Annotated in this window: 9 protein-coding genes; 1 reads left to right on the top strand and 8 read right to left on the bottom strand. The window is 54.5% G+C overall.

Features of this window, described 5'->3' with window-relative positions; genetic code table 11:
* Positions 1-9 precede the first annotated feature (9 nt).
* From V5G20_RS02095 to V5G20_RS02065, 7 genes are all read right to left on the bottom strand, one after another.
* Positions 10-819 carry a sugar phosphate isomerase/epimerase family protein gene (locus V5G20_RS02095; RefSeq protein ID WP_003388708.1) on the bottom strand — a complete coding sequence of 270 codons (810 nt, stop codon included), beginning with the start codon at positions 817-819 and terminating at the stop codon, positions 10-12.
* Positions 820-834: 15 nt separating this feature from the next.
* Positions 835-1,638 carry a carbohydrate ABC transporter permease gene (locus V5G20_RS02090; protein WP_024983035.1) on the bottom strand — a complete coding sequence of 268 codons (804 nt, stop codon included), beginning with the start codon at positions 1,636-1,638 and terminating at the stop codon, positions 835-837.
* An 11-nt stretch (positions 1,639-1,649) separates the two neighbouring features.
* Positions 1,650-2,540, bottom strand: a complete 891-nt coding sequence (locus tag V5G20_RS02085; RefSeq protein WP_311067930.1) for a sugar ABC transporter permease — start codon at positions 2,538-2,540, stop codon at positions 1,650-1,652.
* Positions 2,541-2,568: 28 nt separating this feature from the next.
* Positions 2,569-3,924 carry an ABC transporter substrate-binding protein gene (locus V5G20_RS02080; protein WP_338463121.1) on the bottom strand — a complete coding sequence of 452 codons (1,356 nt, stop codon included), beginning with the start codon at positions 3,922-3,924 and terminating at the stop codon, positions 2,569-2,571.
* Positions 3,925-3,951: 27 nt separating this feature from the next.
* Entirely contained in the window at positions 3,952-5,235 is a 1,284-nt protein-coding gene (locus V5G20_RS02075; protein ID WP_122958004.1) for an ABC transporter ATP-binding protein, read from the bottom strand.
* 114 nt (positions 5,236-5,349) lie between these two features.
* On the bottom strand, positions 5,350-6,162 hold the full coding sequence (locus V5G20_RS02070; protein ID WP_031932481.1) for an HAD-IIA family hydrolase: 813 nt from the start codon (positions 6,160-6,162) through the stop codon (positions 5,350-5,352).
* A gap of 341 nt (positions 6,163-6,503) precedes the next feature.
* The gene (locus tag V5G20_RS02065) at positions 6,504-8,702 is read right to left on the bottom strand and encodes a DNA topoisomerase III (protein WP_338463120.1); all 2,199 of its coding nucleotides are present in this window, start codon (positions 8,700-8,702) and stop codon (positions 6,504-6,506) included.
* 294 nt (positions 8,703-8,996) lie between these two features.
* On the opposite strand from V5G20_RS02065, the gene V5G20_RS02060 reads away from it, so the two are divergent.
* Positions 8,997-12,005, top strand: a complete 3,009-nt coding sequence (locus tag V5G20_RS02060) for a hybrid sensor histidine kinase/response regulator (RefSeq protein WP_338463119.1) — start codon at positions 8,997-8,999, stop codon at positions 12,003-12,005.
* A 111-nt stretch (positions 12,006-12,116) separates the two neighbouring features.
* On the opposite strand, the gene V5G20_RS02055 is transcribed toward V5G20_RS02060, so the two are convergent.
* On the bottom strand, positions 12,117-17,447 hold the full coding sequence (locus V5G20_RS02055; protein WP_338463118.1) for an SdrD B-like domain-containing protein: 5,331 nt from the start codon (positions 17,445-17,447) through the stop codon (positions 12,117-12,119).
* Between the last annotated feature and the right edge of the window lie 4 nt (positions 17,448-17,451).

Here is a 17,451-nt window from a genome sequence, read left to right as displayed (position 1 = left end):
CAACCTCCCTCATCGCTGCTGGCTCAACCGCGAGATACTCAGCTCGGCATCCGCGACGCATGTCGTCTCAATGACCCAGCTGCCGGCAAACCCCTTTTCCTTGAGTAGAGACAATATCGCGGCAAAAGGAACCGTTCCTTCGCCTACAGCCAGATGATCGTCCTTGATCCCCCGGTTGTCGCTCAGGTGAAGGGCCTGCATATACGGAAAGACCTCCCGGAGACCATCCAGAGCGTAGCCTTTGCGGATCAGATGAGCGTGACCGATGTCGTAGACAATGCCCACCGATGGCGAAGCCACTTGTTTGCAGATGGCGATCAGATCGGAGACAGTCCAGCCGAGCACCTTGGGGTAGGGAGGCACGTTTTCCAGAAGAAGCCGTGTACGCGAATCCCCGATATGTGGCAGAAGCGGTTCGATAAACTGCGCGACCCGCTCCACTCCCCGCTCGCGCTCCGCCCCATCCAGGCGATCCTCTACCTCTCCGGCGTGCATCACCACATGCGTGCAATCCAAAAATGCAGCCACCTCCAGACAGCGCTTCATCGCATCTGACGTCTGCTCCCTCAGCCCGCCTGCTGCCGCCGGGTTGCATCCGTCGATAGGCGCGTGGATCGACCAGACGATCCCCTTTTCGCTGCCCAGCGCCCGCAGATCGTTCAGCTCGCCAGCCGACCACTCGAGAAGCTCCCTGTGTCCTGCTTCGCACATGATTTCGATCGACGTCCAGCCGCCGTCGGCAAGCCGCTGGATCGCTTCCCTGAGCGGCTGGTCAAACAGCGCGTACGTTGAGATGGCATAAGAAGCTTTTGCACTCATCGCTTTCCCCCCTCGTCATTTCACACCGGAATGGATGAAGCTGTTGATAAACTGCCGCTGAAACAGCAAAAAGGCAAGCAGCAGCGGGAAAATGACCATCACTGTGGCGGCGCTCACCTCGGCCCACTGCGCCCCTGTCTCGAACGACTGGGCAAAAATGGCGAGTCCGACGGTCAACGGACGGTTTTCCACCGAATTGGTGACGATGAGCGGCCACATGAAATTGTTCCAGTGGTAGCTGACCGACACCAGTCCAAACGCGATGTAGGTCGGCCGGGCCAGCGGAACGTACACCCGCCACAAAATCTGCCACCACGAGCAGCCCTCCATACGTGCGGCTTCCTCAAGCTCATGCGGGATCGTCTTGAATGTCTGCCGCAAGAGAAAAACGCCGAACGCCGAGGCGAAATACGGCATCATGATGCCCAGCTTCGTATCCAGCAAGGACAGGTCCCGCAGCACGTTGTAATTGGGAAAGATGAGGATGTCTGCCGGCACCATCAGTTGCACCAAAAACAGGATGAACAGCGCGTCCCGCCCCCAAAACCGGAGCTTCGCAAAGGCGTAGGCAGCCAGCGTGGCGGTCACGATTTGCACGGCGAGCACGCCCGTTACGATCAGAAATGTGTTGAGATAATACTGGGCAAAGGGAGCCGCATTCCATACCTTGATCACGTTATCCAGCGTGAAATCGGGACTGAGCGTCCAGGAGATCGCCAGCTCTCGCGGCCGGAATGCCGTCCAGAAGGCCCACACAAGCGGAAACAGCCAGAGGGCGGCCAGCCCGTACATCGCCACCCCCGTTATTTTGCGAAACATCTGACTCCCCCTCAGTTGTAATGAATCTTTTTATCCAGACCAAAAAATTGAATCGCGGCAACGAGCAGCAGGATGACCACCATGACGACTGTCAAAGCGGAAGCCATGCCCTGATCCCAGAAGGAAAACGCCGTCTCGTAAATGTAGTAAAGCAACAGGTTGCTGGCGTTGTCCGGACCGCCCTTGGTCATGATGACGAGATGGTCGACCAGCTTGAACGAGTTGGTAAACGCAATGATCAAGACGAACATCGTGGTGGGCATCAACAGCGGAAACGTCACTCGCCTGAACACCGTCCACGGCTTGGCTCCGTCCATCGAGGCGGATTCGTACAGTTCCTTGGAAATATTTTGCAAGCCGGCCAGATAAAAAATCATGAAGTAGCCCGCTTCCTTCCAGATCACCATGAAGATCATCGCAAACATGACGTTCGTCCGATCTCCCAGCCAGTTCATCCCGCCGTGGCCGAACCATTCCATGACATGGCTCAAAGCCCCGTACTCCGGCGTGTAAATGAACAGCCATATATTCGCGACGGCAATCATCGGGACGACCGTCGGATAAAAGTAGGCAGTGCGGACAAACCCTTTGCCGCGCAGCGCCTTGTTTGCAAACAAAGCCATCGCAAGTCCCAGGGCGATACTCGTCGGCACCGTCCCCAGAGCAAACCACAAGTTGTTGGTCAGCACCTTCCAGAACACGTCATCTTCCAGCATGATTCTGTAGTTGTCTCCCCCGTTAAAAAACGGCTCCGGGGAACCCAGATCCGCTTGGTAAAAGCTCAGGATAACCGTTTGAAGAACGGGATAAAAGGTAAACAGAACAAGGAAGATGAGGGAGGGAAGGAGCAGAAGCCAGGCGTAGATGTTGATCCTCCATTTTGCGCGTTGTTCCAACCCCATTGTCGCTCCCCCAATTCATCTGCTGCTTTTATTTGTTGAACGGCGCGAGGATTTTGTCCGCTTCCTCCTGCGCTTTTTTCAATGCCGCGGCAGGCTCCGTCTGACCGGTAATCACGGCTTGCAGACTGTCGTTCAGCGCTTTGGTCACCTTCCCGTTGTTATGTGTAGACAGCTCGGCGTGTCCGTATGCCAACTGGTCGCGGGCGACTGCCGCCACCGGGAATGTTTTGACGTACTCTTTCATGCTCTCGGTTTCGTAGGCCGATTTGCGCGTGGCTACGTACCCTGTATCGATGCTCCATTGCGCGGCCCTCTCCGGCTCAGTCATGAAACGGATGAACTTCCACGCCGCTTCCTGCTTCTTCTCGTCGATGCCTTTGAACATATAGAAGTTTCCTCCGCCTGTCGGGCTGCCAAAGGTCTTTTTCGCGGGCAAAAACGCTACCCCAAAGTCAAACTTCGCGTTGTTTTTCACGTTCGTCAGGTTTCCGGTCGTATGGTACATCATCGCCGTCTTGCCCTCGAGAAAATCGGACGGCACCGTCGCCCACTCAATCACGCCCTCCGGCATGACCTGATGCTTTTTCGCCAAATCGACCCACAGTTGCAGCGCTTCGACGTTTTCCGGCGTATCGAAGAAGACCTTTTTCCCGTCTTCGGTCATCAGGTTTTTGCCGTTTTGCAGAGCAAAGGACTGGAACATCCAATACGGAAACCCGGATGTCGGGATTTCGACACCCCAGCGCCCGTCTTTTTTCAGCTTTGTCGCATACTCCACCAGCTCATCCCAGTTTTGCGGCGGCTTTTCCGGGTCAAGGCCGACTTCTTTGAACGCTTCCTTGTTGTAGTAAAGGACGATGGTGCTGCGCTGGAACGGGATGCTGTACGTCTTGCCGTCTACTTGCGAGTTGGCCATGAAGCCCGGATAAAAGTCGTTTACGTACTCGCTGCCGCCATCCTTGGCGATAAAATCGTCCAACGGAAGGATCGCGTCCATGTCCAGCATCGTGTACAGCTCCGTCGAGAGCATGACCGCAACGTCAGGCGGCGTCTTCCCTTGGACGGCGGCCTGGATTTTCGTCGTCGTATCCTGGTAGCTTCCGGTGTAGACCGGTTTCACGGCAATATCGGGATTCGCCTTGTTGAATTCCCCCGCCATGCCGTCGACGATCTTCGTCAGCGGACCGCCGACCGCTACCGGATAGAAGAAGGTAAGCTCTGTTTTTTCCCCGCTTGCCTTGCCCGCTCCCGATCCGGCTGCGGCTTCCGATCCTGCTCCTGCTCCAGCCTGACTGCCCGTCGCCGGGGCATTCCCGCTCGAGCAGCCCGTGATCAATGCCATGCTCATCAGTACGGAAAACAACCCTTTCACAACTGTACGCATCGGTTACTCTCTCCCTTTTCGCGTCTTTTAGATGGCGTTTATTTGCAAAACGTTTTGGTGGATGGTCTTTGACTCCGAAGCAGTCAGATTTTTGCCCGACTGCGGGTCAAACAGGCAAATTTGGCCCGGGTAGAACCCGACTCGGACCATTTCTCCCCTCCGGCAAGGCCATTGCCCGTTCCATTTGGCCTTCCAGCGGGCGCCTGCCAAAGCGAACTCGACGATCGTCTCCGAGCCGAGAATCTCGACAGCCTCCACCCTGACGGGCAAAGTGATGGCTCCGGCACTCGCATCCGAGCCTGCCGCCGGGCTTGCAACCGGATTTGCAGCCAGGCTTGCCAACTGGCTTATGCCCTGGACCGCCCGCTCCGCTTTGCCCTGACCGGCTCGCTCGCTCGCCGTATGGTCCGGGATGCCGACGGTCGGTTCCGCTGCGAAGGGCTGCAGCGCCTCGGGACGGATGCCCAAGACCACCGGAGCGCCCTCCCTGATCCCCTCGCGATAGCCAATCGGGAGAAATGCTTTTTCATTGCCTGTCCCGATCACCACGCCCTGGCAAGAACCGTCGCCTGCCCACGTTCCGTTCACCGTGTTCATCGGAGGGGAGCCGGTGAATTCGGCGACGAACAAATTGGCCGGCTGGTTGTACACGTCCAAAGGTCGTCCGATTTGCTGGACTTGCCCGTCGCGGAGCACCATCATCCGGTCCCCCATCGTCATTGCCTCCACCTGGTCGTGCGTAACGTAGATCATCGTGATCCCCAGCTCCTGCTGCAACTGGCGGATTTCCGTGCGCATGTGGCCCCGCAGCTTGGCATCGAGATTGGACAGCGGCTCGTCCATCAGGCAAATCGGATGCTGGCTGACGATCGCCCTCCCGAGCGCTACACGCTGGCGCTGCCCGCCGGACAGCTCGCGCGGCTTTCGCTGCAGCAACTGAGAGATCCCCAGCATTTCTGCTGCATGCGCAAGCCTTTTGGCCTGCTCCTGCTTGTCCACCTTGCGCACCTTCAGGCCGAACAAAATATTTTCTTTCACCGTCAAATGCGGGTACAAGGCGTAGTTTTGAAACACCATCGAGATGCTCCGGCCGCTCGGCGGGACGTGATTCATCTGTTTTCCCCCGATCAGCAGCTCCCCGGAGCTGATATCCTCCAATCCGGCAATCATGCGCAGTGTGGTCGACTTGCCGCATCCCGAGGGACCCACCAGGACGAAAAACTCGCCCGGCTCAATCAGGGCGCTCACCTCGTGGACAACCGTTTGCCGGTCAAACGTTTTGCAAATGCGCCGCAATTCTACTTCGGCCATGTCTCTCCCCCCTTATCTCTGCACTTGTGCTCCATCGTTCTCTGCATGCCCCTCCCATCATAGCAATCGCTTGCGAAGGAATAATTTGGTTTGTGTAAAGGTCCTGTTAAGCCGTCATGAAACGGCTCCCGTTCCGGTTCCCGCAATCGAAAACAACTGCCCAATCGTCGGCAGGATGTAGTCCGGAACAATTTCTGAGGATTCAGCAGCGCATCTGTCCGTTACCCCCGTCAAGACGAGGGCCGTTTTCATGCCGCTTTTTCGTCCGAGGAGGATGTCCGTTTCCAGCCGGTCCCCTACCATCAGGCACCGTTCCGCTGACAGCCCTGCTTTCGCCAGCACCTTCTCGGCGTAAAAGGCGGAAGGCTTGCCGATCATCGCCCAGGCGCTCTTGCCGCTGGCGGTCTCAATTGCTTTTGCCAGCGCTCCTGTATCGGGAATGGAGCCGCCGGGAACGGGACAGACCGGGTCGGGATTGGTGACGATCAGCCGGGCGCCGCTGCTGACGGCTTCCATCGCGGCCTGCAGCTTCGCATATGTAAACGCGCGGTCCATGCCGACCAGTACATGCGTCGCCTCCGCTGGATTTTGCACCTGCTCAATTTGAAAGCCATCCACTTCCTCTTTCAGCGCAGACTCGCCGATGATCAGCACGCGCGGCCGGGCTTCCTGTTCTCTCAAGTACAGGCCTGCGGCATAGGCGGCCGTCATGATTTCCTCCAGCTCCGCGTCTACGCCCAGCTTGTGCAGGCGCACCTGACAGCCCTCCCGCGTCTGGACGGAGGTGTTGGTCAGAAACATCACTTTTTTGCCGCTTACGCGCAGCCCCGCGAGTGTCTCTGCCGCTCCGGGAAGCAGCCGGTCTCCGAGAAAGACCGTCCCATCCAGGTCAAAGAAATACGCATCAAACAACGTTGTGTCCAGCAAAGCCTCCCGCCTGCTCCTTTCCGTGACAGCATCGGCTGTACGCAAAATGCCCCCATGCAGCAATAGCACAGATAAACATCCCTGCAAAAGCCAGGTCTGTCTTTTCTCCACGCTATTCCTGTATGGGGGCTTTCTCCTCGTCTCAACCCGCGTACAGTCGGTATCAAATGATTGGTTGCAAGATGATCGTACCAACCGATTGTTAAGCTGGTGTTGAAGAATCGTCTCAGTTTTGTTAAGCCGCGTCAAAAAACAGAAAAAGTGGCCTCACAAATACATAAGGCCACTCCATTATCACCGATAGCAAACGATTACTGATCGCGATCGTTGCGAATGAATCATTAATTGTCCAGCTTCAGCTTGGCAAGCGCGTCTTTGAGTGCCGTATTCATCATGCCGTCGGCTTCCTTTTCCTGCTCCTTCAAAAACTTCGCTACCTCCCGCTTGGACACCTTGGTGTTCTTTTCCTTGCTCCGCCGCTCGTTAAAGGTCGACAGCTTCTCCCGGTGGCCGCAGACGCAGACGAACGTCTGGCCTTCTCCCTCGCCCCGCAGCTCCAGCCTTTTGTGGCATTGCGGGCATCTCGCATTCGTCACCTTGGCGATTGTTTTCCGGTGGCCGCATTCCCGGTCCTGACAGACGAGCATCTTGCCTTTTTTCCCGTTTACCTCCAGCATGAACTTTCCGCACTCCGGACATTTGCTGCGGGTCAGGTTGTCGTGGCGGAATTTCTTGTCGCTATTCTTGATTTCCTGAACGACGGTTTTGGCATAGCTCTTCATCTCGCCGATAAACGCTTGCTTGTTCAGCTTGCCTTTGGCGATCGACCCCAGCTTCAGCTCCCACTGGGCTGTCAGCGTCGGCGATTGCAAATCTTCCGGGACGAGCTCCAGCAACTGCTTTCCTTTCGAGGTGATATGGATGTGCTTGCCCCTTTTCTCGATCAGGAAGCTGTTGAACAGCTTTTCGATAATGTCGGCGCGCGTCGCGACCGTTCCGAGCCCGCCCGTCTCGCCGATGGTCTGGATCAGCTCTTTCTTTTCGTGCGCCATATATTTTGCCGGATTTTCCATCGCGGACAAGAGGCTCGCTTCGGTAAACGGCTCCGGCGGCTTCGTCTCCCCGGTTGTCCGCGTCGCTGAACTGATGCGCAGCCGGTCTCCCTTGGAGATGCTTGGCAGCAGTTGATCGGCTACACCTTCTTTTGACTCCTCTTCCTCGTAATCGTGATCGTACACTTCTTTCCAGCCGGAAGCCGTGACCCTTTTTCCTTTGGCTGTAAACAAATGAACGCCGATTTTCGCCTGGATCGTCGTCTGCTCGTACTCAAACGGCGGGAACAACACCGCCAGAAAGCGTTTTACCACCAGGTCAAAAATCTTTCGCTCCCTGTCGCTCAAGTCTCCCAAAAAGACCTTCTGCTCGGTCGGAATAATCGCATGGTGATCGGATACCTTGCTGTCATCGACAAAGGACTTGTTTGCCCTGATTCCGGACCGCAGCACCTTCGCAGCCAGCAGGGCATACGGCTTGATTTGTACCGCTTTGATCCGGTCCGCCAGCGTCTCAACGATGTCAGAGGACAGGTAACGGGAATCGGTTCGCGGATAGGTCAGCACCTTGTGGTTTTCATACAGGCTCTGCATGATGGAAAGCGTCTCTTTGGCCGAATAGCCGAACAGCTTGTTGGCATCCCGCTGCAATTCGGTCAAGTCGTAGAGCTGCGGAGCATAGCTCTTTTTCAGCGTTTTCGCGACTTCGACGATTTCGGCCTCCTTCCCCTTGATGTCCTTCAGGATCTGATCGCTGGCATCCTTGGAAAAGGTTCTCGTTTCCTTTGTTTTCGGGTCCTGCCAAATCAGCCGCAGGTTGTTTTCAGCGACAGCGGCAATGCCGTAATAAGGCTTTGGCACAAACCGGCGAATTTCTTCCTCTCTTTTGGCAATGATGGCGAGCGTGGGCGTCTGTACCCGTCCGCAGGAAAGCTGGGCATTGTGCTTGCAGGTCAAAGCCCGCGTCGCGTTGATGCCTACTACCCAGTCCGCTTCCGCGCGGGCAGCCGCAGAGGCGTATAGATGCTCGAATTCCTTGCCGTCTTTTAACCGTTGGAAGCCCTCTTTGATCGCTTTATCGGTCACGGACGAAATCCAGAGGCGTTTGAGCGGCTTGTTTGTCCGGACCATTTCGATGATCCACCTGGCCACCAGCTCTCCCTCGCGGCCCGCGTCTGTGGCGATGACGATGTCTTTTACGTCTTTGCGGAGCATTTGCTGTTTCACCGCATGAAATTGCTTGCTGCTCTCCCTGATCACCACCAGCCGGAAGGAAGGCGGCAGGATCGGCAAGTCCTCGATCTTCCACGAACTGAACTGCTCGCCGTACGCTTCCGGATCAGCCAGGGTAACAAGATGGCCCAAGGCCCACGTTACGATATACTTGTCTCCCTCGAAAAAGCCGTTTCCTTTTTTATGGCAATGCAGCACTCTTGCTATATCCCGACCAACGGAAGGCTTTTCAGCCAGTACCAACGTTTTGCTCATTGATGACATCCTTTCTTGAGAAGTGAAGAGGGACCGGTGTTTGTTTGCCGTGATGTTCTTTCCTCTTCAGAGAATCCTTCCCCCATCATAATCAATTCTCTGTCTCTTGAACAATGTTTGTGAGGGATCCATGTCCATTTTGCGCCCGCCAATGCTCGAAAGGCATTTTATTCCCCCCCTGAATAAAAGGGATTGTATCGCCTAAATAGAATTATTGAAACTATGACGAAAAGAAAACTTTTCCTAATTGCTATTATCTTTATACTGACTTTGACAAGTATCCGGATTTTATGGATGTACCTGAACTTCCCTCCGGATCAGCCACGCGCTGTCCAGGGCGTACTGGACTTGCGTGATTGGGACTTTGCGTCTGAGCGTCCGATTTCTTTGAAGGGCGAGTGGGAGTTTTATCCCAGTCAGTTTCTCGCAAGGCACTCAGGCACGGATACAGGTTTGCAAGGGCAAACGGAGACATCCAAGAAAATCGTTCAAGTACCCGGCCACTGGAAATCTTATCTTACTTCCGAAAAGAACTCATCATTCGGGTACGGTACATATCGCTTGCGCGTACTGGTGAATCCTGACCGCCATCAACCGTACGAAATACGTGTCCACCGCATCGTCTCCGCCTCTGAACTGTACGTAAACGGCCGTTTGATGGGGCAAGCCGGCTATCCGGATGTAAACGCTGAACAAACCAAAGCGATCAGTGTCCCTTATTCTGCTGTTTTTACGGCGGACAGCGGGGAGATAGACATCGTCATTCACGCCGCCAATTACTACAACGGCGTTTCCGCGGGAATGGTGGACCCCGTCAAGTTCGGGTCCCAGCAAGCGGTGAATCGGGCCGTGGAATTTTCCGTCGGAACCCAAGTCGTTGTCATCCTGATTTTGAGCCTGCACATTATTTATGCCTTGATCTTCTTTTTTCTCGGGGTACGGCAAAAGTCGCTCATCTATTTTGCTTTGTTGATGATGTCGGCCATTTTCACGATTGTGCTGGATGATGATCGGCTCCTCCTGCAATGGATGCCGCTCGAATACGAATGGCACCGGAAGCTGGTCTCCATTTCCTTTCTGGGGGCTTCCGTGTTTCTCTTTCAATATGTCAGGCACCTCTTTCCGGATTTTGTGGTCTTTCGAGCTTCCCGTTGGTACCTCGTCGCTGCTTGCATCAGTTTGATCCTGAATTTGTCGACGTCTGCCCTGTACCCTGCCATCAATCTCTTTAAGGTGCTTGTCGTCCTCTTTCCTTTTTTGATCATCCCCGGGCTCTTTTTCCAAAAGACCTTGAAGGATGACCCGGATGTCGTTTTCTTGTGTCTCGGCGCCATCAGCATCATGCTCAACCTGCTATGGGGGATTATCAAAGGCAACAGCTCGATGGAGATGGGTTATTACCCGCTTGATATGATCGCAACGGTCATCGCTCTCGCCTCCTACTGGTTCCGGCGCTATTTCAGGGCTTCCACCCAGACGGCCTTGCTTGCCGAGAAGCTGAAAAAGACAGACAAGCTGAAGGACGACTTCCTGGTGAACACCTCGCATGAACTGCGAAATCCGCTGCACGGCATTTTGTCGATTGCACAGTCGGTACTTGATAGCGGAAGCATTTCTGACAACAACAGCAGGGAAAACATGAAGCTGCTCATTTCCGTCGGCAGACGAATGTCCCTGATGCTCAATGACCTGATTGATTTGAATCGTCTCAAGGAGGGGCGGATTCAGCTTCAGGTAGCAAACGTGCAAGTGCAAACCGTTGCCTCGGGCGTGCTGGATATGATTCGTTTTCTTACGGAAGGAAAACCTGTGCGGCTCGTCAATCAGATCCCCGGCAACCTGCCCGGCGTCATGGCCGACGAACACCGCCTGATCCAGATTTTGTTCAATCTGCTTCACAATGCGGTGAAATATACGCCCGAAGGAGACATCGTCGTCAAAGCACAGGCAAAAGCGGGGAAAGTCTTTATCATGGTCTCCGATACCGGAGTCGGGATGGACAAAGAGACACAGCTAAGGATTTTCCAGCCTTACGAACAGGGAAGCGCCGGGATGGAAGGCGGCGGGTTCGGATTGGGCCTGAGCATATGCAAGCAATTGGTTGAGCTGCATGGCGGCACCATTGAGGTAAGCTCGACGCCTGGAAAGGGCACTACTTTTACCTTCAGCCTGCCGCTTACTGATCCATCTCGTCTTCCATCTGGCAATGTTTCCGTTCTGGCCTCATCCGATTCGGTTACCCGTCTGGAAACTGCCGTATCCGTTTCCGAGCTGCCCGCGGTCGCGGCGAAGCCAAAAGCGGACGTCCCGGCAACGGAAGGAGCACGCATCCTGGCCGTCGACGATGATCCGGTAAACGTCAACGTACTCGTAAACATTTTGTCGTTGGATCACTACGAAATCGTCACCGCTTCGAGCGGAAAGGAAGCGCTGGCCATTTTGAGCGAAAACGAGTGGGACCTGGTTATTACGGACGTGATGATGCCGCAGATGTCGGGGTATGAGTTGACGGCGGCAATTCGTGAGCGGTTTTCCATTTCTGAGCTGCCCATCCTGCTTTTGACCGCACGCAATCGCCCCGAGGATATAGAAGCGGGCTTCCACTCCGGCGCCAACGATTATGTCACAAAACCGGTCGATGCGATGGAATTGAGATCCCGGGTACGGGCCTTGACCGAGCTGAAAAACTCCGTCAGCGAACGACTGCGTCTGGAAGCTGCATGGCTCCAGGCACAGATTCAACCTCACTTTTTATTTAATACCTTGAACACCATTGCCGCACTCAGCGATATCGATTCAGCCCGAATGACAGCCCTGCTTGAGGAGCTTGGTAAATATTTGCGGGCCAGCTTTGATTTCAACAATTCCAAGAAGCTGGTGCCGATTGAGCATGAGCTTGCCTTTGTCCGCTCGTACCTGTTCATCGAAAAGCAGCGGCATGACGACAGGCTGGACGTCGTCTGGGAAGTGGACGACCACATCGAGGTGCAAATTCCGCCTCTTTCCATCCAGCCTCTCGTCGAAAATGCGATCAGACATGGCCTCATGAAACGGGCAAGAGGAGGAAAAATCCACATACGTGTTACCAATTGCAAGGAGTATGTGGAAATTTCTGTAGTCGATGACGGCCTAGGCATGGATGACTACACGCTGAAAAACGTCCTCGAGGGTACCTTGGAGAAACCCCGGGGCATTGGACTCATCAATACGAACCGGCGATTGAAACAAATCTACGGGAAAGGTCTGCATATCGAGAGCATTCCTGGTCAGGGCACCGCCATTACTTTTTCCGTTAAAAAGTAGGAATCTGTCCTCCCCCTGATAATGAGAAAAAGGCTAGCCAGCGGCATTCTGTGCCGCGGCTAGCCTTGCTTCATTTGTTGCCTGTCGCATTCGGAGATGCAACTGCACCGTTTAGATTTTTTGTCGCAACCGGTACAAGACCCCTGCTATCAGGAAGAAGGCAACTCCTATAAACGGCAAGTACGACATCGACTCGCCTGTTTGGGGAAGTGTCTTGCCCGGTGTTCCGTCCTCGGATGCAGGAGGAGCTTGGTTGTCTGGCTCCAGGGACCCTGCCCCTGCCGGGATATCGTCAGGGTCAATGGTTTCCAGATTTTCGGTTGGCGGAGTGTTTGGTGTTGCAGCGCCAGGTTGGCCCGTGCCCGGAGTCGGAGTGACGTTTCCTCCACCGGGATTGCCCGTACCCGGTTGTACCGGAGTGCCAGGGTTGCTCGGATTGCCTGGATTACTTGGATTGCCCGGACTGCCTGGATTATCAGGGGTTCCTGGGTTATCCGGGGTATCCGGTTTATCTGGCTTATCTGGCTTATCTGGCTTATCTGGTTTATCCGGCCTATCCGGTTTCTCAGGTTTCTCAGGTTTCTCAGGTTTCTCCGGTTTTTCCGGTTTGTCTGGTTTAGACACCAGACCTGCATCGATGCTCAGATTTTCCTCTTCCTGCTCCAGCTTGATCCGCTTGGTCCAGCCGTCCTTGTCAGGATCTGAGTCAATATTTTCGTCAGAACCGACTAGCCTTTCGGTAAAGGAGTATCCTTCCGGCAAGATAAAACGGACCTGGTAGGTACCCGCATCCAGACGGGCAAACTCGTAATACCCCTTTTTGTCGTTGACGGTTGCTGTCACCGTATGATCAAGCTGTTTTCCGTTGTCATCATACAGCTCGACCTTGACGCCGTTTATACCGGGCTCATCCTCATCCTGAAGGCCGTTTTTATTTTTGTCGATCCAGACCGTATCGCCCAGTTTCGCTTTTCCGCTGTTGCCAGTGGACGCGTAGACTCCGGCATCAATGGTCAGATTCGTCTCTCCGGCTCCGAGGATGATCGGCTTGGTCCAGCCTTCTTCGTTTGCGTTTGAATCTTTGCTCCGGTCTTCGCCCTCCTCCGTCAAGGTAAACTCGTACCCGTCAGGTAGAAGGAAGCGAACCAGATAGGTACCGCCCGTCAACTGGTTAAACTCATAGTAGCCGGCTTTCCCGTTGACTGTCGCCGTTTCCGTGGTCGCGATCAGTGACGCCGTTTCGTCAAAGAGCTGGACGGTTACACCGTCAAGACCGCTTTCGGCTTCGTCCTGAAGACCGTTTTTGTTCTCGTCGATCCATACTGTATCACCCAGCTTTGCCTTCAGTACAGGACCTACCGGAGCCGAATAGACTCCCGCATCAATCGTCAGGTTGGTCTCGCCCGGCTGAAGAGTAATCTCATCGGTCCAGCCCGTCGATTTTGCGTTGGAATCGGCAGCCCTGTCGGAGCCCGCGCCGGTTGTCGTGAACACATACGCTGAAAGCGGAACAAACCGGACTTTGTACGTGCCCGCATCCAGTGAATCGAACAGATAGTAGCCCTTTTTGCCGTCCTTGGTTTGTGTCTTCGTCGTCGCTACCCGTTCGTTTTTACTGTTGTAGAGCTCGACGGTCATACCGTCCAGTCCCGCTTCACCAGCATCCTGAAGGCCGTTTCGGTTGCTGTCGACCCATACATAGTCACCCAAAGCGGCTGGCGGCAGTTTAACCAATCCGGCGTCAATCGTCAGGTTCAGCTCGCCTTGGCCCAGCTTGATCACTTTTGACCAGCCTTCTCTGTCCACGTCGGAATCTTTTCCGCGGTCGGAGCCCTGCTCCTGCTTGCCAAAGCCATAGGCGATGGACGGAGCGATTACCTTTACCTTGTAGTCGCCTGGCGGCAGCTGATCAAACAGGTAATACCCTGGCTTGCCGTCCTTGGTTCTTGTTGTCGTCTTGATTGGCGGACTGTTTTCACCGCTATACAGCTCGACAACAACTCCATCGACTCCGGACTCGTCGTCATCCTGTATTCCGTTGTCGTTGGCATCGAGCCAGACGTAGTCGCCGATCGCGCCTTTGTTTGGAATATAGCCGGCGTCAATGGTGTGATTCTTCTCGTTCTCCGACAGCGTAATCAGGTCGGTTCTGCCGGTAGCGGGATCGGCATCCGAATCCTTTGCCGCATCCTGGCCCGCCTTTTTCACTGTCAGCTTCTCATGATGGAGGGAGCTTCCAAAACGGACCATGTATGAGCCCGGCTCCAGGTTGGGGAACAGGTAATAGCCCGGATTTCCATTGAAATCGTCGCCCGTCACCGTCTTCTCCAGCGTTGTTCCTTGCGCGTTCAACAGTTCCACGACAATTCCGTTGATTCCCTCTTCGCCGTCGTCCTGAATGCCGTTCTCATTTTTGTCAGACCATACATAGTCACCGATTTCCGCTTTGTTGCTCTCGTAAATGGTCATTCCGACCTTGGGAGGCTCGGCAGGCAGAAGCGGTTCTCCAGCTTTTGTCTCCGCCATGTATCCAAAGGAGTTCCAGGCTACTTCCCCGTTCGTAGGTGCACCGACCGGCGCCCTCATCGGCCACTGGATTTCCAGTTCATCCTCAGGCTCAAGATAAATACCCGGGTCAAGGACGAATTTCAGCGCTGTCACCTTTGTAATGTCAGAAGGCGGACTTGCTTCCCAATGACCGTTATCAACGCCCGTTACCGGGTGCATCGTGATATTGGGCGTAGTGGAATAGTACACCGTTATGTGTTCGGAAACGCTGACTTCCCCCATCAGAATAGGGCCCCACTGGCTTTTCCGCTTGCCGTTTGTGGAGACGACTCCGGTGTCGCCAATTCTCGGCAATGTGTTGATCATGACGAGATTTTGCAGTGTTTGATTTCCAACATTGGAAATCTTCAACCGGTAGTCGGCGGTGCCGCCCGGCGTTGTCCTTCCTTTGTCCGGATAGCGGGACCAGTCTCCATCCAGCTCGCCTCGTATCCACATGATCGATTGAACGGTAGCACTGACCACGACCGCGACTTTCGCAGACCGCTCGATAACATACGTACCGTCTGTCGGCTTGCAGTCCGGACATTTTTTGTACGTAAAGGAGACATCGTTGAGATAATCGTCATCCGAGGTAAGCTGCAGCTTGTTTTCAATCTCGCCCGGCTTTGCACCCGCCTTGACATGGGTACGCAGGACGATCTCGACCGTTTCCCCAGGCTTCAAGCTGCTGTTCTCCCAATGCCATACGAGCTGCTTCGTGCCGTCACCTTGAGTATCCTCATGAAACGATGGTTCCGGGAGGCCCGCAGGAGCTTTGGTCATTTTCCATTCGTCAAATACAAGATCGGCTGGCAAGATATCTGTCAACTTTGGGTTAGTCAGGTTTGCGCTGCCGTATTTGGTGTTTTGCATCGTCAGGGTGAATGCAACTTCCTCTGTAGGCTGCAAAGAGGTTCGGTTCGCCTTCTTTTCCAGGTTCACCAACGGCCGGGGCTTGACGACGTCAATAGTGGCCGAACTTGTTTCCTCTCTTGGCTTGCCTTCGAATTCATACTGCAACAGAGCCGTATTGGTAATTTTTTTGGCCTCGTCATCAGCTAGCGGAAGGTTCTCTGGTACGCGGTAGGTCAGGACGAATGCTTTTCCCTGAACAAAATTGATGGGGAGGTTTTCGAAACGATATTGAATTCCCATGATGACCTTGCCCGGCACCACGTCGCTCACTACCAGCTTCTGCGACTTGGAAGCCGAAATGTCCTGCTTCAAAGGCACCCAGTCAGCGTCTGTTGGGTTTTCTGTCTCCGTGTAGTAGATGTCATACTTTTCAATGCCGGAGAAGGTGGCGGTTTCCAGTTCTTCAAGAACAAACTCGATATCGATATCCTCGGTTCCAGGTATCGAAGATCCGGCCTTTGTCGGGGTCATATCGGTGATGACCGCTTTTGGTATGCTCTTGTTTGACCTGTTTTCAAAGCCTTCGATTGTAAAAGAAACGGTTTGGTTTGGGGATACTTCCTTGTTGTACCAAAAAGGCTGCTTGCGAATGGAAGCTCCGAAGTCGTCCGGATTTGTGTGGAATTTGTGCTCGACGAAGGCATCGAGGGTGACTTCTTCCTGCTCCAACGGGGTAAACTTTGCAGTTACTGTGTTTTTCACCGTGTCTTTGTCAAGGTCTTCCGGGTATTTCACCTTCACTTTGAAGATCTTCTTCCCTCTCGTGTCATCCTCCAGTTTCCAGCTTATGGTGTGCGTTTCCGGATCGTACTCCCCTTTCGGAGAGGAGGCCGAGGGATCAGAGTCGTCATACACCGCCTCCGGCGGCAGTGTATCTACGATCGTAATGTTCTTGATATCGAGTCTGCCGGTAGAAGTCGAACCTTTTTCAGTGAAATCGATTTGATACTCGACTTCCGAGCCTTTCAGCGGATCAGGCAGGGGCCTTATCTTCTTTTTGGTCAGCTCCCACTCTGCTTTGGCTTCGGCAGTAACCACAGCTTCGTTGGAAGGCAATTCTTTCGGTTCCGCATCAACCGTCGTTTCAAACGTGCATTGCGCTGTTGTAGACGTCCCGTCCGGCGTTTTGTAGTTGGGATATCTGGCCTGGACCTTCAGCGAGCCAGTGGAACCAGCCGGGAGCGGGTCATCGAGAAAGGTAAAGGTTACTGTGTTTTTGTCTTTGTCAAAGCTGCCCTCCGAAATTTCGCTATCGACCAGATCGACAAACTCGACGCCATCTGGCAGCGGAAATACGATTTTCGGAGATTCAAACTCAAGCTTTGACGTACTGGACACGCTGTATCTGATCGTATACTCAAACGTTTCTCCGGACTTCACATGATCCTTGCTGGCCTTAAGATCGAGTACAATCAGTTCGTCAAGTTCCTCCGGGGTTGGTGTGACTGGTGGTGTAACTGGTGGCGGTGGCGGTGTAACTGGCGGTGTTCCCGGAAGAGGTTCCCCTGTTGGCGGGGTACCGGGTGCTCCTCCGTTCGTCGGCGGGGTGCCAGGCGTTTCTCCGTTCGTCGGCGGAGTGCCGGGCGTTTCTCCGTTCGTCGGCGGGGTGCCGGGCGTTTCTCCGTTCGTCGGCGGGGTACCAGGCGTTTCTCCGTTCATCGGCGGAGTGCCGGGTGTTTCTCCGTTCGTCGGCGGGGTGCCGGGCGTTTCTCCGTTCGTCGGCGGAGTGCCGGGCGTTTCTCCGTTCGTCGGCGGAGTCTCTGGTGTCTCTCCGTTCGCTGGCGGAGTCTCTGGTGTCTCTCCGTTCGCTGGCGGGATTTTAGGGCTATCCTCATCCGCTGTCACGACTACCGGGTCACCTGTCTCCGCCTGCAATACTCGCACCGTTTCTGCATGGACAACCGCATGTGGCAGGGTCATTTGCACAAGAAGCAAAAAAGCCAACAGAATCAGGTGCAGCTTGTTTCCAATCTTCATGTAC

Origin of the sequence: Brevibacillus borstelensis (genome assembly GCF_036700025.1) — a bacterium.
GTDB classification, from domain to species: Bacteria; Bacillota; Bacilli; order Brevibacillales; family Brevibacillaceae; genus Brevibacillus; species Brevibacillus borstelensis.
The sequence above is the reverse complement of the archived record's forward strand: the minus strand, read 5'-3'. Positions and strand labels throughout refer to the sequence as shown.

Coding starts and splice junctions, on each gene's coding strand:
- V5G20_RS02085 (WP_311067930.1), bottom strand. CDS start 2,540: ATGGGGTTGGAACAACGCGCAAAATGGAGGATCAACATCTACGCCTGG.
- V5G20_RS02055 (WP_338463118.1), bottom strand. CDS start 17,447: ATGAAGATTGGAAACAAGCTGCACCTGATTCTGTTGGCTTTTTTGCTT.
- V5G20_RS02090 (WP_024983035.1), bottom strand. CDS start 1,638: ATGTTTCGCAAAATAACGGGGGTGGCGATGTACGGGCTGGCCGCCCTC.
- V5G20_RS02060 (WP_338463119.1), top strand. CDS start 8,997: ATGTACCTGAACTTCCCTCCGGATCAGCCACGCGCTGTCCAGGGCGTA.
- V5G20_RS02065 (WP_338463120.1), bottom strand. CDS start 8,702: ATGAGCAAAACGTTGGTACTGGCTGAAAAGCCTTCCGTTGGTCGGGAT.
- V5G20_RS02075 (WP_122958004.1), bottom strand. CDS start 5,235: ATGGCCGAAGTAGAATTGCGGCGCATTTGCAAAACGTTTGACCGGCAA.
- V5G20_RS02080 (WP_338463121.1), bottom strand. CDS start 3,924: ATGCGTACAGTTGTGAAAGGGTTGTTTTCCGTACTGATGAGCATGGCA.
- V5G20_RS02095 (WP_003388708.1), bottom strand. CDS start 819: ATGAGTGCAAAAGCTTCTTATGCCATCTCAACGTACGCGCTGTTTGAC.